This is a genomic window from Pseudomonas sp. NFIX10 (genome assembly GCF_900111955.1).
GTDB classification, from domain to species: Bacteria; Pseudomonadota; Gammaproteobacteria; order Pseudomonadales; family Pseudomonadaceae; genus Aquipseudomonas; species Aquipseudomonas fluorescens_AA.
This window is the reverse complement of record NZ_FOKH01000024.1, coordinates 1-18,577: the sequence shown is the minus strand read 5'-3', so window position 1 is coordinate 18,577 and position 18,577 is coordinate 1. Positions and strand designations below refer to the sequence as shown.

Genomic DNA, 18,577 nt, shown 5'->3' with positions numbered 1-18,577 from the left:
CGACTGGCACATCCAGCGGATCAATAGGAGTAGGTCAAGCGCGCGAACACCCCTTTGGCACGATCCTCGCCGAACACCCTGGCTCGGTATTGCAGGGAAAAATCCACATAGGAACGTGGCGCGTTGTAGGCGTCTTCCCGGAACCAGTAGCGTACGTTGTTTCCTATCCCGATCCCCCCGGCGTCGCCGGAAGAAAAGCCGCCACCGGCTTCGCTCTTCATCTTCGAATCGTAGTCGATCGCCGCCACGACATGGGGGAAGGTCACCCAGCGCGAACCGGTCCCTCCGATGGCGTAGCTGCGGCCCACTTGCCATTCGCTGTTGAAGTAATTGCGCGAGTCATTGATGTAATGGCCGACCTCGGCATACAACTGCGAGGTCCACCAGTTCGGCACATCGACCCGCAGGTCGGTACCGATGCTCGAACCGTAGCCCAGGCGCACCAGCCAGTCGCCGTCGACATTGGACGATCCAAGGGGGAAGGTGCGTTCAAGGGCGGCCATGATGTTGACGGAACTGAAGGGTTTGACCCGCACGCCAACAGCGCCTTGCAGGGCATCGGCGCCGGTGTCCGAATCGCTGTTCTTGCTCCACAGGGTATCGGTGATACGCCCGTAGAGTTCGACAAAGCGAGCGTTGCGATAACCCAACGGGCGCCAGGACAGCTCGGTGCTGTTTTGCAGCAAATCATTGCTTTGGCTGCCGCTGCCCCCGGTGCTCGGCGCGGCGCTCAGGCCACTGGAGCTGTTGCCGCGATAGCTGGTGGTGCTGGTCAGGCCCATCCTGCGCGAAACGTCGCCCACGGCGCGACGGGTATCGAACAGTTGTTGCGCGGACATGGGTGTTTCTGCAGTTTTTTGCCCGTCGATCACGCGTTTGAAGTACGCGACGGCTTCGTCGTCTTCATTGACACGCATCGCGTTGTAGGCCGCGTCCTGGGCTGCCGCCGGCTTCAGTGGATCAGTGGCGTCGGCCTTGCGGAACGCGGCGTGGGCCGCCTCGTCATCGCCGCTGCGGACCGAATCATAAGCAAGCTGCAAATCGCTCACCGGTGCCCGCTCATAGGTGTTGACCGGCCGGGTGGCGCACGTCAGGCCGAAGGCGCTTTCCTGACACTCCAGGACCGGTGCGTCGGAATCATTGGCATCGAGTAACGCACTGTCGAGCAGTTGCTGGTTGGCGGCGATTTCCGGAGCCCAGGCCACGGCTTTGCGGGCCTTTTCCACAGCCAGGGCTCGGTTGCCTTGCTGCAGGGCGCGGTAGCCCTGGACCGCCAGCGGTGCTGCCAGTTGGCGGCGAATTTCTTTGCGTCGCATCAGCAATGTAGTGTCATGGGTGAAGACCCCTAGCGCATCGGTAACAGCTTGGTCGGCTTCTTCCAGATGTTGCTGGCGCTGCAGGGCGTCGACCAGTAGCAACCGGTATTCCCGGCGTCGGGGTGCCTGGGTGATGGCCTTGCGGGCCGATTGCGCGGCCAGGCCGAATTGTTCGCGATCATAGGCTTTGAAGCCCTGGGACGCGGCGGCGAAGCCCGGTGCTGGCGGCGCGGTGCGGGATGACCTGGCGGTTTGCGGCTGGTCGCGTAGTTTCTTGTCCCGCTCGGCCAACTCGATCAGTGTGTTCAGGCGCGTCACGTCGGCGCGCAGGCGCAGGGCTTCGCGCGCCTTGGCGATGGCCAGGTCGTAGTCCTTGCGCTCGTAGGCGCTGTAGGCCTCGTTGGCGGTGGTGTAGGCCGGCCCCGTCAACGGCAGCGGCAGTGTTTCGGCGGACGCGAGCACGGGAATCAGGCTCAGCCCCGCGGCCAAGAGGGTCAAAAGGGGGCGGTTCATGCCGGAAGCTCCATTGGGTAGAGGCTGTGCTGGCGTGCCACCACCTGTTCGATCGTCGCCCGGGGCAATACGCCGCTGTCGACCAGGTAGTCGCCGATCCGGCCGTGATGCTGCGGACGATACTGCAGCATGGCGCGACTGAACTGATCGCGATCGAGCAGGCCCATTTCGATCAGCAGATCGCCCAGCAGCGGCGCGCTGGCATTCGGTACGGCATGACCGTTGTTCGCCGGCAATTGGCGCAACAACGCGAGAATTTCACTCTCCCGGGCGATCAGTTGCACCGGTTCGCTGCCCAGTTCGGCGCTGACCTGTTGCAGACCTTCATCGGAAAGCGGGTTGGCGACGGCGATCTGTTCACATCCTTCGCCATTGCGCCCCAGGGGAATGACGCGCCAGCGCAAGGCAAACTCGCTGGCCAGCGACGAGGTTGAGGCTGCGGCTTTTTCGGCCACGTCGAAGACCCGCGGCAAGTCATTCTGGAACGCGATGGCTTCGGCCAGGGTTTCGTCGTCCAGCCAGCCGTTATTGAGCAGAATTCGCCCCAACGGCACATGACGCGACTGCTGTTCGTCGAGGGCGCTTTGCAGGTGGGTGTCAGTAATGGCTTGCCAGGACAGCAATACACTGCCCAGGCGACGCGGTGCGATGGCGACCAGGTCCGTGGATGGAAAGTCATGCATGGTCTTGTCCCAGACCAGCTTGCGGTTCATCACCTTGCCCACCAGGAACATGCGCCAGGCGCGAGAGGCGGCCATGAAGTTGACGAAGTTGCCCACCAGCATGCGCGGGATCGACAGCAGGCCGTGCTGCCAGCCATACAGCACCGTGGTGAAGTAGTAGCGGTGCACGATCCGCCAAGCCAAGGCAACGCCGTTGGCCAGCAACAGGTATTTGATCACGCCATTGGTTTCAAAGGGCGTAGGGAAACTGACGTCCCACAAGCCGCTGTTGCGCAGAATGATCAGGCCCAGCAGTTGCACCAGGATCACATAGGCAATGATGCTGATGAACGCTGTCACCACACCTTTGCGGTCGCGAAACAGCAGGTATCGGTTGGCCAGCGAGCCATTCCAACCCATCTGTTCCCAGCCTTGCAGGCCGATGCCGAGGGTCCAGCGAGCCTTTTGCCGAAAGGCGGTGCGGAAGGTATCGGGGAAAAACTCACGCACGCACAGCGGCATCGTCAGGGTCGATTCATAGGGCTTGCGGAACCAGGACTTGCGCAGCACCCGGAACTGCACCGGGAAGCGCACGAAAATCGCGTTCATGCCGACCTTGGCCAACCGCGCGCCGACGTCATAGTCTTCAGTGAGGCTGTCGGTGTTGAACGGTTGGTTTTCGGTTTCGCCGGCCAGTACCCGCAGGGCGCGATGGGAAAAACAGGTGCCGACGCCGGCCGAGGGCACGGTGTCGGTCATGCTTTCACGCACCACCAGGTCCTTGCCGTGCCATTCGGCGAACTCGTCCATGTAGACGCCCGCCACCCATTCGTACCAGTTGCGTTCCAGCGAGACTACCGGCAACTGGATCATGTCCTTGCGCGGCAACAGGTAGTTGAACAGGCGCAATTCCAGCGGATGCAGCACGTCCTCGCTGTCGTGCAGCACGACGCCGGCGAAGGTCATGCCATGGGTTTTCTCGTGCAGGAAAATCGCCTGGATCACCCAGTTCAAACAGTCAGCCTTGCAGGTCGGCCCGGCATGGGGCACTTCCACGCGGTGCAGCTGCTTGTAACGCCGGCGCATCCGCTCGACTTCGTCGATGGTGCGCTGGTCGTTGATATAGGTGCCGACGAAGACGACGTAGTTCTGGTAGTCGAGCGTCGACACCATGTTTTCGATCATCGGCGCGATGACGTCGTATTCCAGCCAGGCCGGGACCATGATCGCCAACGGCTGTTCGTCCCGGGCCAACAGCTGCTCGGCGGTCAGCGGCCGGTATTTGCGATCCACGGTGAACTTGCGGTACAGGCGGCGAGACCAGTACCACACGTCAATGATCAGATCGTCCAGGCTGGAGATCAGGATCAGTACCGCGACCACAATGGTCGCGGCTTCCAGGTAGTTATAGTAGTGGGCCAGCCAATAGGGCCAATAAAGCGACGTCATCAAAGGTTACCGTTACTGGCGATTGCGACGGGCGCTACGGCCAGCCAGCAACAAGATAAGGAACAAGGCAATGCCACCGGGGATCAGCCAAAGCAGTGAAGGTTTGCGCCAGGCATCCAGCCCCTTGGGTTCTTCTTCGCCGATCAACTGGCTGCCGTTGGGATCCTGGGTATCGAAGATCGCCACGGCACCGTTGTCGCCCAGAATCGCCACATCGCCACGGGTCAGTACGACCGGTTTGGCCAGGCTCGGGGGCTGGTCACCCAGGGCCCGATAGACCAGGCCGTGCTGGCCCGAGGTCTGCACCACTTGCAGCGACGCCAACTGGTTGAGGCGCTGCACATCCAGCATCACCTGGTCCTTATGGTTGATCCGCAGGTGACCCTGCTCGTCGACCTGGACCGACTCCTTGCTGTCCTTGAGCGGCAGTTCGAACGCCAGGAAGGCTTTGTCCGGGCTGACGACGGCTTTCGGATCGGTGCTGACTTTCAACTGTGCGCGCAGCGGCGAGACACCCGAGGCGTCGGCCACCGGGATCACCTGGGCCAGGCTGCTGGCCGGATGGTCAAGGTAGGCCTGGGGAACGAGCACTTGGGTGTCTACGGCAAAGCGTGCGGCGATGCCGGCGAAATCGTCACCCAATGAGGTTTTGTCCAGCACGATATGGCTGGTAGGCAGTACGGACACCGGGAACGCCTGAGGCGTTTCGAGGCAACGGTCGCTGACCGGTTGGCGCTGGAACGAGACGCGCAGTACGTTTTTCGAACCCAGGGCGTAGCGTGGGATGTGAGCCTTGATGCGTTGGGGTTCGCCATCGGTGGTCAGTTGCTGGGCACCGATCAGGAAGTCATTGAAAAACAGCGAGGCCACGGGTGCGGTGTCCGAAGCGCCGGGGGCGGCGGAAACGTCGACCACCGCGGTGACAGGCAGGCGACCGTCATACGCCACGTTGCCCAGGGGGAACGACGTGCTCCAGTCGAATCGCGAGGCCACGTCGAAGTTACCGGGAGCGCCGCCCAGTCGCGACAGGGCCACGCGGCCATCATCGCTCAACGGGGTTTGCGCTTCGTTCACGGTCAGTTGGCGGCTGCGCGCCAGCTTATTCCATGCAGAGCCGAACAAGGACAAGGCTTTGCCGGTCGCATCCGGGGCGATCGTCAGCACCGGGCGAGTGCCCAGCAGCGCCAGACGCACGTTGTCAGTGCCGGTGCCCACCATGGCGGCGTTGACGTGGGCATCGCGCCATTGGGTCAAGGCCGCTGCCGCCGTGGTGTCGACGCCTTGTACCTGGCTCTGCAAGGCATCCAGGGACTGGTTGATGGCCTGGAGCAGTTGCGGGTCGCTGATGGCCAGGTCGGCCTCTAGGTTCGGCACTTGCCCAAGCATCAGCAGCGCACCGATTTCGGCTGGGTTGGCCAAGGTATGCTGGCCCTTGGTGTTGAGGCTGGCGAAGGCGGGAATGTTCAACAGTTCGGCCGGGACGCGCAGGTTGCTCAGGTCGACGCTGTCCTGCAGGGCAGGGAAGGGCAGGATACGGGCATGCTTGCCGATCCGCTCCAGGGCCACGCCCAATCGCCAGGCGGCATCATAGCTGCCGGCCGACAACGAGCCCGGTGCGACCAGGATGCCGGGGTTGGCAGGCAATGTCGTCCAGGCGGCGCCGACATCCTTCAGTTGGCTGGCATCGTAGCTGTAGTTCAGGCGGGTATCAGGCTGAATGCGCAGCACGTTGCCGATGACCCGGTCGTCTTCGCACAGCGGCCGGGAGACCACCGACGACCAGGCAATGCCCAGGCGTACCAGGCCGTTGTCCCGTGGGGCCTGGTCTACGCCCAGTTTAACGCTGGCATCGCCCTGCGCCTCGCTGAGGCCTTCGGCGCGCACCGGGTAGCCATCGAGCGACAACAGCATGGTATTGCGGCCGCCTTCGCCATTGAGATAGCTGGCGTCCAGTTGCAGTGTCGCATCGCTCAAGGTCACGTCAGCGGGGACTGGTAAATACAGTTCGCGTCGAGCGTCGCTGGCACCCAGCAGGATTGGCGCGGTGATGCCCAGGTCGCTCAAGCGGATCTCACGCTCCTGGTGGGTATCGGCGTTGAGTCGATGGATTGCCTGGGTAAGCGGGCTATCCGCAGCCAGGGCAAAGTTTGGCATGAGCGCGAGCAGGCTCAGGCCACAGGCAAGGGCGCTGAGCGCGCCCGTAGAAATGGCAACGGAAGGCTTCATTCAGGCAAATCTCGATCTGATAAGGGTGGGTAGCGGTTATGAGGTGAAATCGGCGAGCAACTCGCGTGGCTCGGACAGCGGCGTGTGTAACGGCTCGTGCGCCGGTTGCACCTGACCCGCGACAAAATCGTCGACCGCACGCCCCATCAGGGTGTCGACGATGCGCTGGCTGGCCTTGCCATCGCCGTAGGGGTTGACCGCCTGAGAGGTACGACGCCACAAGGCCACGTCGTCGAACAGCGCGTTCACGCCGGCAATGATCGAGGCCGGGGAGGTGCCCACCAGGCGCACGGTGCCAGCGGCCACGGCTTCGGGGCGTTCGGTGACGTCGCGCATCACCAGGACAGGTTTGCCCAGGGACGGCGCCTCCTCCTGCACACCGCCGGAGTCCGTGAGGATGACGTGGGCATGTTGCATCAGGCGCACGAACGCCAGGTAATCCAGGGGCTTGATCAAGTGCACATTGAGCAGGTCACCCAGTTGTTCGGTCACTGGCCCCAGTACATTGGGATTGAGATGCACCGGGTAGACGATCTGGATATCAGTGCGCTGGGCCAGCTCGCGCAAGGCCTTGCAGATGTCCAGGAAACCCTCGCCGAAGTTTTCCCGACGATGACCGGTCACCAGCAGTAGCTTGCGTCCGGTTTGCAGGAACGGAAACTGTTGGTCCAGATCACCGCGCAGTTGGGCATCGTCATTGATGCGCTGGGCAGTCAGTTGCAGTGCATCGATCACCGTGTTGCCCGTCACCAGGCAGCGGCCCTGCAGGCGTTCGCCCAACAGGTTGTCGCGGGATTGGCCGGTAGGGGCAAACAGCAGGTCGGCACTGAGGTCGATGCAGCGACGGTTCATTTCTTCCGGCCATGGGCTGTAGATATCGCCGGTGCGCAGCCCGGCTTCGACATGGCCTACGGGGATGCGCCGGTGGAAGGCGGCCATCGAGGCCACCATGGCCGACGTGGTGTCGCCATGGACCAGCACCCGATCCGGCCGGGTCTGTTCCAGGACCGGGTCGATGGCGCTGTACAGCGCGGCAGTCAGGGAGTTGAGTGTCTGGTGTGGGGTCATCACGTCCAGGGTGAAATCAGCCTTGAGGTCGAACAGATCCAACACCTGCTTGAGCATGCTTTGATGCTGGCCGGTGACGCAGATCAGCGATTCAATGCCGGGTTCGGCGGCGAGGGCCTTGACCAGAGGAGCCATCTTGATAGCTTCGGGACGGGTGCCGAAAATCGACAGGATCTTGATTCGTGGGACTTGAGTAGCGATGACGCCCTTCCTCGCGCAGTTTGCTGCGCCGCACAACAGTTCGCCCAAGTGCGGGTACGCACTTGAGTAAGTGATTTAATTTAAGTGGTTCCAATAATCCGAAAGGGGTTTTTGCGCGTAAAAGAAAGTTACGTGGTGGCACCTTGGTTTTTGGCTCGGAGATTAATAGCATCAAAGTGCGTGGTCGCAAAGTTTTTTATAGGAAGTTTTATTAATATTTTTTAATAGGTCTCATTGAGGGCGGGAAAATAGCTGTTAATTTGCCGGATTAATATTATTTGTTGTTGATTTTAAAGGGTTTTATTTTTGTTTTTTGTTGTGGTGGTGAAAGGTGTGTCGTTATTAATTATTGGCGCCTGAAGAAACAAGATGGAACTTTTGCATGTCGTTAGACTGGCGCCGGAATGTTGTCATGGGTCGTAATTAGTGGGCTTAAGTTTAATTTGCGCAAGGCGCCCTGATTGAGTTTTGTTCATTTTATTTTTATTAATTATGACGAATGGTTAATAAATAACTTTTAATCGGGCGTGCTGCTGTTCTTCAACCAAGGAAAGTCTGTGCCTGGTTTCGCCGGTATGGGGATGGGTAGACCTGTAAATGCGTAGCCGATAATCGCCCGTTTTGTCATGGGTTCGTGCCTGGGATATTGACCGTACTAACCGGTTGGTACATTTTAGGCGCCACATACGTCTTGCGACGCATTGCCAAGACCATAATAAAAAAATAGAGGAACACCTCATGCGAACCTGTCTGCAAACGCCCGACACCTTTCTCTCGATCCGGCGCTTCTGGCCTGAAGCCCCTCGGAACACCTCCACTTGGATTCGATAGCGGACACCGCTGCCGTTCTATCGCGCCGGTTGGAACCCGGCACTCGACAATCCGAGAGGTCTTCAAGATGGCAAAAGTCGTCGACTTGTATTTCAAGCTGCTGAAGCTGCTGATCGTGCTATGTATGCTCGCAATGATCGTGCTGGTGTTCGGCAACGTGGTGCTGCGCTATGCCTTCAACTCGGGCATCAGTGTGTCGGAGGAATTGTCGCGCTGGTTCTTCGTCTGGATGATTTTTCTGGGTGCCCTAGTGGCGCTCAAGGACCGTGCCCACCTGGGCATGGACAGCCTGGTCAAGCGCTTGCCGTCGGCAGGCAAGCGGATCTGCCTGGTCATCGGGCATCTGCTGATGTTGTACATCTGCTGGCTGATCTTCAGTGGCAGTTGGCAACAGGCGGCGATCAACCTGAACGTAGTCGCCCCGGCGTCGGGATTGTCCATGGCGCTGTTCTATGGCGCCGGCCTGGTGTTCGGCGCCAGTGCCGCACCGATCCTGCTCTACGAGCTCTACCTGGCGCTTTTCGGCAAGCTCGAGGATGACGAGCGGGTGATGGTCAAGGACAACGACGCCGAGGCGATGCCTCATAACCCCAGCACCCCTGACTCCATCAAGAGTACCCGCCCATGACGCTGGTTATTTTCCTCGGGTCCTTGATCGGCAGCATGGCACTGGGCATGCCCATCGCGTTTGCCTTGCTGGTGGTCAGCGTGGCGTTGATGGTTTACCTGGATCTGTTCGATGCGCAAATCATCGCCCAGAACCTGCTCAATGGCGCGGACAGTTTTCCGCTGATGGCCGTGCCGTTCTTCATGTTGGCCGGCGAAATCATGAACGTCGGTGGCCTGTCCAAACGCATCGTCAATATCGCCATGGCGCTGGTGGGGCATAAGCGTGGTGGTCTTGGTTACGTGGCGATCATCGCTTCCTGCCTGCTGGCGTCGCTGTCCGGTTCGGCCGTGGCCGACGCGGCGGCACTGGCCGCGTTGCTGGTGCCGATGATGGTGTTGGCCGGGCATCACCGGGGACGCTCCGCCGGGCTGATCGCCGCCGGCAGCATCATCGCGCCGGTCATTCCGCCGAGCATTGGCTTCATTGTGTTTGGCGTGGCCTCCGGGGTGTCGATTTCCAAGCTGTTCCTGGCCGGTATCGTGCCGGGGTTGATGCTGGGGGCTGCGCTGGCCGTTGCCTGGTGGTACATCTCCCGCAGCGAGAACGTCGAGACACCGCCCAAGCGTTCCCGTGCCGAAGTGCTGCGCACGTTGCTCGATGGCAGTTGGGCGATGGGCCTGCCCTTGATCATCATCCTGGGCCTCAAATTCGGCATCTTCACGCCCACGGAAGCGGCGGTGGTCGCGGCGGTCTATTCGCTGTTCGTGTCCCTGGTGATCTACCGGGAAATGAAGGTCAGCCAGTTGTACGAAGTGATCCTGTCCTCGGCCAAGACCACCTCGGTGGTGATGCTGCTGGTGGCGGCGGCCATGGTTTCATCGTGGCTGGTGACCATCGCCGACCTGCCGGGCCAACTGGCGGAGCTGCTGGCGCCGTTCATGGACAACCAGACCCTTCTGTTGCTGGTGATGATGGTGCTGATCATCCTGGTAGGGACGGTGATGGACATGACCCCGACCATCCTCATTCTCACCCCCGTGCTGATGCCGGCCGTCATCCAGGCGGGGATCGACCCGGTGTACTTCGGCGTGCTGTTCCTGATCAACACGGCCATCGGCCTGATCACGCCGCCCGTGGGCACGGTGCTCAATGTGGTTTGCGGAGTGGCCAAGCTGGACTTCGAGGAAATCGTGCGCGGGGTGTGGCCGTTCATGTTTGCGCAGTTTGTGGTGCTGTTCCTGTTGGTCCTGTTCCCGCAACTGGTCCTGGGGCCGTTGAAATTCTTCACCGGATAACCCCGGTGCTGTTAGCTCGACCTTAAAAACAATAACGATCGGAGAGTGACATGGGAAAACTGATGAAAACCCTACTGGCCGGGGCGTGCGCGACGGGCTTGCTGTTGACCGGCGTGGCCAGCCACGCGGACGAAATCCGCGAACGGACCTTGCGATTCGCCTTCCAGAACGTCAAGGAACACCCCCAGGGCCAGGGTGCGCAGAAGTTCGCCGACCTGCTCGGCGAGAAGAGCGGCGGCAAGATCAAGGTCCGCCTGTTCCCCGGCGGTACGTTGGGCGGTGATGTGCAAACGGTGTCGGCGTTGCAGGGCGGCACACTGGACATCACGGTGCTCAACTCCGGCATCCTGGCCGCCCAGGCACCGGATTACGCCATGCTCGATTTCCCGTTCCTGTTCAACAATGTCGAGGAAGCCCACGCGGTCATCGATGGGCCGGTCGGGCAGAAACTGGCGGCGCAACTGGACAGCAAAGGGCTGGTAGGGCTGGGTTATTGGGACCTGGGGTTTCGCAACCTGACCAACAGCAAGCATCCGGTGACCAGGCTTGAAGACATGCAGGGCCTGAAGATTCGCGTGATCCAGTCGCCGATCTACCTGGAGACCTTCGCCGCCCTGGGCGCCAACCCCGTGCCGATGGCGTTCCCCGAGGTCTACACCGGCCTTGAGCAGCACACCATCGACGGCCAGGAGAACCCTTTCACGGTGATTGAGGGCAACAAGTTCTACGAGGTGCAGAAGTACCTTTCCGTCACGGGGCACATCTTCAATCCGCAATCGTTGATCATCAGCCAGAAAACCTGGAACCGTCTCAACGACGATGAAAAAGCGATGATTCGCGCGGCCGCGGCCGAGGCGCAAACATTCCAGCGTGAAGTCACGGCGGCGAGCATGGACAAGGCCAAGGCCACGTTGGCCGCTGCGATGACCGTCAATGAAATCACCCCGGCCGAGAAAGATCGCTTGCGTGAGCGGGTGAAACCGGTGGTCGACAAGTTCGCCAAATCCCTGGATGGCGACCTGGTGAAGACGATGTACGAGGAAATCGCCAAGGTGCGCGCGGCGCAGTGAGGTGAATGGGCCTGCCCGCAACAGACCCCATCACAGGTCCCCTGCGGGGCGGCCCCAGGATTCACATCGCCACAGATTCCCTGTGGGAGCGAGCTTGCTCGCGATTGCAGTGTGTCAGTCAATCTCAATGCGGCTGACCTGACGCCATCGCGAGCAAGCTCGCTCCCACAGGGATTTAGTTTCGGCCAATGGTTATTCGGCGGCTGGAACGGCCAGCCACTGGCCAATCACCTTCTGGTAGCTGCCATTGGCCTTGCTCAGGTGCAGCCACTGATCCACGTACATCTTCCAGGTGTTGTCATCCCGTGGCAGCAGGTAGGCCTTCTCGCCATATTGCAGGTAGCGGGTCGGGTTGACGGCGCACAGGCCGGGCTTGAGTTTCTGTTGGTAGAGCGCTTCCGAGGCGTCGGTAATCATCACGTCGGCTTTCTTGTCCAGCAGCTGCTGGAAGATGGTCACGTTGTCATGGAAGCTGAGCTGACCGTTGGGCAGGAACGCCCGGACGAAGGCTTCGTTGGTGCCGCCGGCCGGCTCGACAAGGCGCACCGAAGGCTGGTTCATCTGCTCGAGGGTCTGGTAACGCTCCTTGTCTTCGCAGCGCACCAGCGGGATCTTGCCGTCCACGTCCAGGGTGGTGCTGAAATAGGCTTTCTTCTGACGCTCCAGCGTCACCGAAATCCCACCCATGCCGATGTCGCATTGGCCTGCAACCATATCCGGCATCAGGGTTTTCCAAGTGGTCTGCACCCATTGCACCTTGACGCCGAGGCTGGCGGCCAGGGAACGCGCCATGTCGATGTCGATGCCTTCGTATTCGCCTGCTTCGGTTTTAAAGGTATAGGGCTTGTAGTCGCCGGTGGTGCATACCTTCAGTTCGCCGCGTTGCAGGACCTGGTCCAGCAGCGAAGGTGCCGGTTCGGCCAAGGCGCCGCAAGAGAGCGCCAACAGGCCACAGAACGTCATCGAGCTTGTTATGGTTTTCATCGTGAGGGGACGTCTCGTAGCGGAGGGAAACAAGGTCAGGGAGTGTAGTAAAAGTGTTGGCAGGCTGTCACTGGAGCATGGCTGACGGCCTGTCAGCAGACAGCGGTCTCAAAGGGGCGTCGCTGCAAGCTTTCCAGGTAGGCGCAGAACATATCGGCCATGGCGTCGCTGTAGATGGCAACGTCCGCGGGCGAGCGGGGCGCCGATGAAAAGCGCTTACCCACGGCACTGAGCGTGCTGATGACCAGGTCACCTGCCAGGGTGCGGGTTTGTACCGGGGCGTCTGGCAATGCCTGCAGCATGAAAGCGTCCACTGATTGTTGCACCGACATCCGCGCCGCCTGGTGCTCGGGGGCGTCGCGGTAGAGCGGGGCGGCATCGTTGAGGGCGACGCGAATCTGGGCCTCGTTGCATTCGGACTGGATGAACGCCTGCACCAGGGTACGCAGGCGCTCGAAGGGCGGCTTGAGATTGTCTTCAAGAATCTCGCGCAGCATGTCGCTGGTTTGCCGCCATTCGTCACTTTGCAGGCGGAACAGGATTGCCGCTTTGTTCGGGAAGTATTGATACACCGAGCCGACGCTGACGCCCGCCCGCTCGGCAACACGGGCCACCGTGAAACGTGCCGCGCCCTGGATCGCCAAAACCTGAACAGCCGCTTCCAGAACCGCGGCGACGAGCTCGGTGGAACGTGCCTGTTTCGGCTGTTTGCGCGAGGAAATCTGCGGGCTTGAGCGTTCGGACATGGGGCAGGAACCTCGGCAGGGAATGCGAATAGGAAACGCAGCGGATTGTTCGTATTTTGAATGCGACGAATTGATCGCATTCTAGTCGGCTCCACAGGCAGCGTTCAACGTCACATCGCATCCTTTCCGTGGGTAGGGTTATGACACAAGACAATGTTCATCTCGGCGCTTCTTCGACGCCTCAGGCCGCCGTCGAGGCCAATCCGGCGCTCAAGCTGTTGCCGCTCACACTGACTGTATTCATCGGTTTCCTCACGATCGGCATGCAACTGCCTGTCTTGCCCCTCCATCTGCATGACACGCTGGGCATGGGCACGTTGGTCATCGGCCTGGTGGTCGGCGCGCAGTTCGCCGCGGCGCTGTTGTCACGGGCCTGGGCCGGCAATTTTGCCGACATGCGCGGTGGTAAACGCGCGGTCGTGACCGGGCTGGTGACAGCCGCGGTTTCAGGGCTGGTCTATCTGCTTTCCCTGGCGTTCGTTGCCACGCCGGTCACGTCGGTCTGGCTCTTGTCGGGCGGTCGAGTGCTGCTGGCAATTGGCGAAAGCCTCATCGTCACCGGTGCGCTGGGGTGGGGCATCGGCCTGGTGGGGGCGCAGCACGCCGGCAAGGTCATGGCCTGGAATGGCATCGCCATGTACGGCGCCTATGCCCTGGGCGCTCCGCTTGGCGTGGCGTTGAATGGCGGCTGGGGATTCACGGGCATTGCCACGGCCTCGATGTTCATTCCGCTGCTGGCCTTGGCGATTGTCGCGGGCGTGCGGGCTGTCGCCCCTACGGCGACCCGGCGTACACCGTTCTACACGATGCTCGGTGCTGTGTGGGTTCCCGGCATGGGATTGGCGTTTTGCAGCGTCGGCTTTGGTGTCCTCACGGCGTTCATTGCCCTGTTGTTCGCGGCCAGGGATTGGGGCAACGCTTCCTTGGCGTTCACGGCGTTCGGTGTGGCTTTCATCGCTGCGCGCCTGCTTTTCGGGCACCTTCCGGACAAGATCGGCGGCCCCCGCGTCGCGCTGGTCTGTGTATTGATCGAAGCCGTTGGGTTGCTGCTGATCTGGAGCGCCGACACCGCGACCATGGCTTATTGGGGCGCGGCTTTCACCGGTTTCGGTTATTCCCTGGCGTTTCCCGGCTTCGGCGTGGAAGCGGTACGGCGCGCGCCACCGCAGGCACGCGGTCTAGCCATGGGGGCCTATGTCGCGTTTCTTGATATTTCCCTGGGCATCACCAGTCCGCTGGCCGGTTTGTTGGCGAGTGGCTGGGGCATCGGTGCGGTTTACCTGGCCGGCGCCATTGCCGTTGGGCTGTCCTTCGGGGTGGCCTTGATGTTGCTCAGAGGACGGGAAGCACAAGTTCAATACAAATCCTGAGCCTTCGATGGGTTATAAGATTTTCGGTCTCGTTTTTTTAGAACAGGAGCGTTGCATATGCACGTATTCGTTACCGGTGCTACGGGCTGGGTTGGGGCCTCCGTGGTACAGGATCTGATCGCCGCCGGGCATCGGGTCACCGGCCTGGCCCGATGCGAAGAAAAAGGCGCCGCACTGGCTGCGACAGGCGCGAAGGTGATTCCAGGCACTTTGGATGATCTCGAGGTCTTGCACAACGCAGCCTCGGCGGCGGACGCGGTGATCCACACGGCGTTCAATCATGACTTTTCCCGATTTACCGAAAATGCCCAGCAGGACCGCCGCGCCATCGAAACGTTGGGCGATGCCTTGCGAGGCTCCGACCGGCCATTGCTGGTGACGTCGGGCCTGTTTGGATTGACGCGGGGCGCGAGCGAACTGGAAGTGGTGAGCCCGGCCTCGCCCCGCAAGTCCGAAGCCGCCGCCCGGGACTTGGCCGAGCGTGGGGTGCGTGTGGCGACGGTGCGGCTGGCGCCCTCGGTCCATGGCCTCGGCGACCATGGGTTCGTGCCGATCCTGATTCGCCTTGCCCGGGAAAATGGCGTATCGGCTTACCCCGGTGATGGCAGTCATTGCTGGTCGGGTGTGCATCGACAGGATGCCGCACGGGTCTATCGGCTTGCGCTGGAGCAGGGCGTGACACAGTCGGTCTACCATGCGGTCGCCGACGAGGCCGTGCCGTTCAAGGACATTGCCCAGGCGATCGGTCGTGGCCTGGGATTGCCGGTCGAATCCCGGGAGCGCGAGCATTTCGGCTGGTTCGCCCACATGGCGGGGGCGAACATGGCGGTGTCCAGCGAATACACCCGTGCCTTGCTGGGCTGGACGCCAAGCGGTCCGGGGTTGTTGGATGATCTTGCGTTGCCGGGCTATTACCACGCCGATTGAAATGAATAACCTGTGGCGAGGGAGCGGTGTGGGGCCTAGCGGGAAATGATCCCGTGGTCGATCGCGTATTTCACCAGGGCCGCGGGCTTGTCGATGTTCAGCTTGCGGCGGATGCTCAGGCGATGGGTTTCGACGGTGCGTACGCTGATGTCCAGTTCACGGGCCATTTCCTTGTTGTTCAGGCCCTGGACCATTTTGTACAGTACCTGGCTTTCCCGTGGCGTCAGCTCGTTGTCGGTGTGCGGGTCGGTGGCGAGCCGCTGGGCGATCTCGGCACTGTAGAAGGTGCCGCCGCTGATGATGGCTTCGATGGCCGCGATGATCTCCCGCGACGGTGCGTTCTTGAGCACGTAGCCGCTGGCGCCGGAACGCACGGACTCGCTCACGTACTCATAATTGTCGTACATGCTGAGGATCAGGATCTTGAGGCTGGGGTATTGCTTGCCCAGCAGTCGGGTCAGCTCGAGCCCGTTCTTATCCTTGAGGCCGATGTCCATCAGCAGCAGGTCCGGTTGGCAGCGACCGACCATTTCGATCGCTTGCGCGCCGTTCTCGGCTTCGCCCACCACATCCAGTTGCGGCATCACCGACAGCAGGGCCCTGATGCCGTCGCGGACCAGGGAATGGTCATCGACCAGTGCGACGCGAATCACGGGCGGCAGGTTCATCGACGAGTGCTCCTGTTGGCGTGGGCGGGCATCAGCTTTGCGTGACCGAGAGGTTCATGGGCAGCAGGATGTCCAGTTCGCTGCGGCCCGGCACGGACGTCACTTCCAGGCGTCCGCCGAAATGCTCGACCCGCTCGCGGATATTACGCAGGCCGATGCCGGCATGGCCGCGTTCCACTTGCGGGACGTTGAACCCCATCCCGTCGTCGACCACCGTCAGTCGCAAGGACTGGCTGGAGCCGAACAGGGTAATGCCGACGCTTTTCGCCCCGGCATGGCGCTCGATATTGGTCAGGGCTTCCTGGGCGATGCGAAAAAGCGAGACAGGGGCGCCGTTTTCGAGGCGGCAATCGAATTCGTTGCTTCGATAGGACACTTCCAGACCGCTGCGCTGCTGGAATTCGGTGGCGAGCTGGCCGATGGCGGCGGGCAGGCCCAAGGTGTCGAGCAGAGACGAGCGCAAGTCGTGGGAGATACTGCGGATCTCGCCGATGGCTTCGCCGAGCCGGTCGGTGGCGTTCTTCAGGATGCCCAGGCCATTTTCCTGGCCGTTCTCCAACACGTGGCTGGCCAGTTCGAACTGGAATTTTATCGACACCAGCAGTTGGCTGATGCCGTCATGCAGCTCGCGCGAAACCCGCGAGCGTTCTTCTTCTTGCAAGCTGACGATGCGCTGGTTCAAGCGCTGCAGTTTTTTGTCGGCCAGGCGATGTTCGCTGACATTGAGGGTCATGCCACCGGCGAACACCAGCAGGACCGCCACCAACGCGATCGCGGCGATGGCTTGCATGGTGGTGTGGATGCCGTGGGCGACTTCGTCACGGGCTTGCTGGGTGGCGCGCTCTACATCTTCTAGGTAAATCCCGGTGCCGAGCATCCAACCCCATTTGTCCAGCATCACGACATAGGCCAACTTGTCGGTCACCTGACCGGAGGAGGGCTTGTTCCAGGCATAGCGCTGGAACCCTTCGCCTGACTCGGCGCTTTTGATCAGCGCCTGGATGACCGGCAGGCCGTGGGGGTCCTTCATATCCCAGAGGTATTGCCCCACCAACTCCGACTGGCGGGCATGCATGAGGCTGCGGCCCTGGCGGTCATACACGAAGAAGTAACCGTTGATGCCGAAGCTGAGCTTGCGCAGTTCTTCCAGGACCTGCTGTTGCGCCCGCGCGTCGCCCTGGCCGTCGTTGTACAGCGGTGCGATCAGGCTCTGCGCCATCTCGACATAGTTCTTCAGCTCGGCGCGCTTGCTCGCCAGGATGCTGTCTTCGATCAGTTGCGCCTGTTGATCGCCCAACTGGCGGTTGAGCGAGATCACCAGGGCGCAGATGACCGCGATGGCCAGGACCAGCGGCAAAATCCCGAGGGCGACGATTTTGTGTTTGAGCAGCATCTGTACTCCTGTCCGGGCTCGGCGGGGAGGCGAATGGCGGCATCATATGCCAAACCCATGGGTGAGGCATAAGACCTGTGGGAGCGAGCTTGCTCGCGATGACGTCGGATCAGCCAGCCTGGATGTCGCCTGACACAATGCCATCGCGAGCAAGCTCGCTCCCACAAGGGAATCGGGTTCTACGTAGTACTACGGATTTATTTATTGACGGCTTGCAGGGATATTGGGCCGGCTCCGAATAGCCGGGGCACACTATAAAAACAATCGCCGCAATCCACCGGATATCGGCAGGAGACATGCAATGACAACCCGTCTGGTTAAACACCTCGCCTGGTTTGCCGTGGCTGTTCTGGGAGCTTGTGCGTTGAGTGTCGTGGCCTTGCGCCGCGGCGAACCCATCAACGCCCTCTGGATCGTCGTCGCCGCCGTGGCCATTTACCTGGTCGCTTACCGTTACTACAGCCTCTTCATCGCCAACAACGTGATGCAACTCGACGCGCGCCGGGCCACCCCCGCTGTGCTCAACAACGATGGCCTGGACTACGTCCCGACCAACAAGCACATCCTCTTCGGCCACCACTTCGCGGCCATTGCCGGCGCGGGGCCGCTGGTCGGGCCGGTGCTGGCGGCGCAGATGGGCTACCTGCCCGGCACGCTCTGGCTGATCGCCGGCGTGGTGCTGGCCGGTGCCGTGCAGGACTTCATGGTCCTGTTCCTGTCCACCCGCCGCAACGGTCGCTCCCTGGGCGACATGGTGCGCGAGGAAATGGGCCGCATCCCCGGCACCATCGCGCTGTTCGGCTGCTTCCTGATCATGATCATCATCCTCGCGGTGCTGGCGCTGATCGTGGTCAAGGCCCTGGCCGAGAGCCCGTGGGGCATCTTCACGGTGATGGCGACCATCCCGATCGCGATGTTCATGGGCCTCTACATGCGCTACATCCGCCCGGGCCGCATCGGTGAGATCTCGCTCATCGGCGTGCTGTTGCTGCTGGGTTCGATCTGGCTGGGCGGGCAAATCGCCGCCGATCCGGTCTGGGCCAAGGCCTTCACCTTCACCGGGATCCAGATCACCTGGATGCTGATCGGCTACGGTTTCGTCGCGGCGGTGCTGCCGGTGTGGCTGATCCTGGCGCCGCGGGACTACCTGTCGACCTTCCTCAAGATCGGCACCATCGTCGCCCTGGCCATCGGCATCCTGGTCACCATGCCCGAGCTGAAAATGCCGGCGCTGACCCAGTTCACCGA

Annotated in this window: 14 protein-coding genes; 6 read left to right on the top strand and 8 right to left on the bottom strand. The window is 61.4% G+C overall.

Annotated elements, in window-relative coordinates:
- Positions 1 to 20: 20 nt before the first annotated feature.
- Genes BM321_RS20600 through wecB form a run of 4 tightly spaced genes read right to left on the bottom strand, consistent with a single transcriptional unit; the run spans position 21 to position 7,435 of the window.
- Positions 21 to 1,829 carry a bacteriophage N4 adsorption protein A gene (locus tag BM321_RS20600; protein WP_092444399.1) on the bottom strand — a complete coding sequence of 603 codons (1,809 nt, stop codon included), beginning with the start codon at positions 1,827 to 1,829 and terminating at the stop codon, positions 21 to 23.
- A complete protein-coding gene (locus BM321_RS20595) occupies positions 1,826 to 3,940 on the bottom strand; it encodes a glycosyl transferase family protein (RefSeq protein WP_092333913.1) in 2,115 nt (704 codons plus the stop codon). Before BM321_RS20595 ends, BM321_RS20600 begins: the two co-directional genes overlap by 4 nt.
- 12 nt (positions 3,941 to 3,952) lie before the next feature.
- On the bottom strand, positions 3,953 to 6,166 hold the full coding sequence (locus BM321_RS20590; RefSeq protein WP_092444397.1) for a hypothetical protein: 2,214 nt from the start codon (positions 6,164 to 6,166) through the stop codon (positions 3,953 to 3,955).
- A gap of 36 nt (positions 6,167 to 6,202) precedes the next feature.
- Entirely contained in the window at positions 6,203 to 7,435 is a 1,233-nt protein-coding gene (gene wecB / locus BM321_RS20585) for a non-hydrolyzing UDP-N-acetylglucosamine 2-epimerase (protein WP_092444495.1), read from the bottom strand.
- A gap of 898 nt (positions 7,436 to 8,333) precedes the next feature.
- Between wecB and BM321_RS20580 the strand changes: the two genes are divergently transcribed.
- From BM321_RS20580 to BM321_RS20570, 3 genes are read left to right on the top strand one after another with little or no spacing between them, the layout of a single operon-like run.
- Positions 8,334 to 8,894, top strand: coding sequence for a TRAP transporter small permease (locus BM321_RS20580; protein WP_092444395.1), 561 nt, complete (start codon positions 8,334 to 8,336; stop codon positions 8,892 to 8,894).
- The gene (locus BM321_RS20575; protein WP_092444393.1) at positions 8,891 to 10,171 is read left to right on the top strand and encodes a TRAP transporter large permease subunit; all 1,281 of its coding nucleotides are present in this window, start codon (positions 8,891 to 8,893) and stop codon (positions 10,169 to 10,171) included. Before BM321_RS20580 ends, BM321_RS20575 begins: the two co-directional genes overlap by 4 nt.
- Positions 10,172 to 10,221: 50 nt before the next feature.
- Positions 10,222 to 11,241 carry a TRAP transporter substrate-binding protein gene (locus BM321_RS20570; protein ID WP_092333921.1) on the top strand — a complete coding sequence of 340 codons (1,020 nt, stop codon included), beginning with the start codon at positions 10,222 to 10,224 and terminating at the stop codon, positions 11,239 to 11,241.
- A gap of 192 nt (positions 11,242 to 11,433) precedes the next feature.
- Here BM321_RS20570 and BM321_RS20565 read toward each other — a convergent pair whose 3' ends face one another.
- Together BM321_RS20565 and BM321_RS20560 are read right to left on the bottom strand one after the other, a co-directional pair.
- Positions 11,434 to 12,225 (bottom strand): transporter substrate-binding domain-containing protein, encoded by a 792-nt coding sequence (locus BM321_RS20565; protein ID WP_092333923.1) that lies wholly within the window; start codon positions 12,223 to 12,225, stop codon positions 11,434 to 11,436.
- Between the two features lie 92 nt (positions 12,226 to 12,317).
- On the bottom strand, positions 12,318 to 12,971 hold the full coding sequence (locus tag BM321_RS20560) for a TetR/AcrR family transcriptional regulator (protein ID WP_092444391.1): 654 nt from the start codon (positions 12,969 to 12,971) through the stop codon (positions 12,318 to 12,320).
- 140 nt (positions 12,972 to 13,111) lie between these two features.
- Between BM321_RS20560 and BM321_RS20555 the strand changes: the two genes are divergently transcribed.
- Together BM321_RS20555 and BM321_RS20550 are read left to right on the top strand one after the other, a co-directional pair.
- Positions 13,112 to 14,341: an arabinose transporter gene (locus tag BM321_RS20555; RefSeq protein WP_092444389.1), complete on the top strand. Its 1,230-nt coding sequence runs from the start codon at positions 13,112 to 13,114 to the stop codon at positions 14,339 to 14,341.
- A 57-nt stretch (positions 14,342 to 14,398) separates the two neighbouring features.
- Positions 14,399 to 15,268 carry an SDR family oxidoreductase gene (locus BM321_RS20550; RefSeq protein WP_092444387.1) on the top strand — a complete coding sequence of 290 codons (870 nt, stop codon included), beginning with the start codon at positions 14,399 to 14,401 and terminating at the stop codon, positions 15,266 to 15,268.
- A 35-nt stretch (positions 15,269 to 15,303) separates the two neighbouring features.
- On the opposite strand, the gene BM321_RS20545 is transcribed toward BM321_RS20550, so the two are convergent.
- Both BM321_RS20545 and BM321_RS20540 read right to left on the bottom strand, forming a co-directional pair.
- On the bottom strand, positions 15,304 to 15,936 hold the full coding sequence (locus BM321_RS20545) for a response regulator (RefSeq protein ID WP_024619432.1): 633 nt from the start codon (positions 15,934 to 15,936) through the stop codon (positions 15,304 to 15,306).
- 31 nt (positions 15,937 to 15,967) lie between these two features.
- On the bottom strand, positions 15,968 to 17,329 hold the full coding sequence (locus BM321_RS20540) for a cache domain-containing protein (protein ID WP_092333931.1): 1,362 nt from the start codon (positions 17,327 to 17,329) through the stop codon (positions 15,968 to 15,970).
- A 301-nt stretch (positions 17,330 to 17,630) separates the two neighbouring features.
- Here BM321_RS20540 and BM321_RS20535 point away from each other — a divergent pair.
- Positions 17,631 to 18,577, top strand: a 947-nt coding sequence (locus tag BM321_RS20535) for a carbon starvation CstA family protein (RefSeq protein WP_305882071.1), incomplete at its 3' end; no start/stop codon positions are given.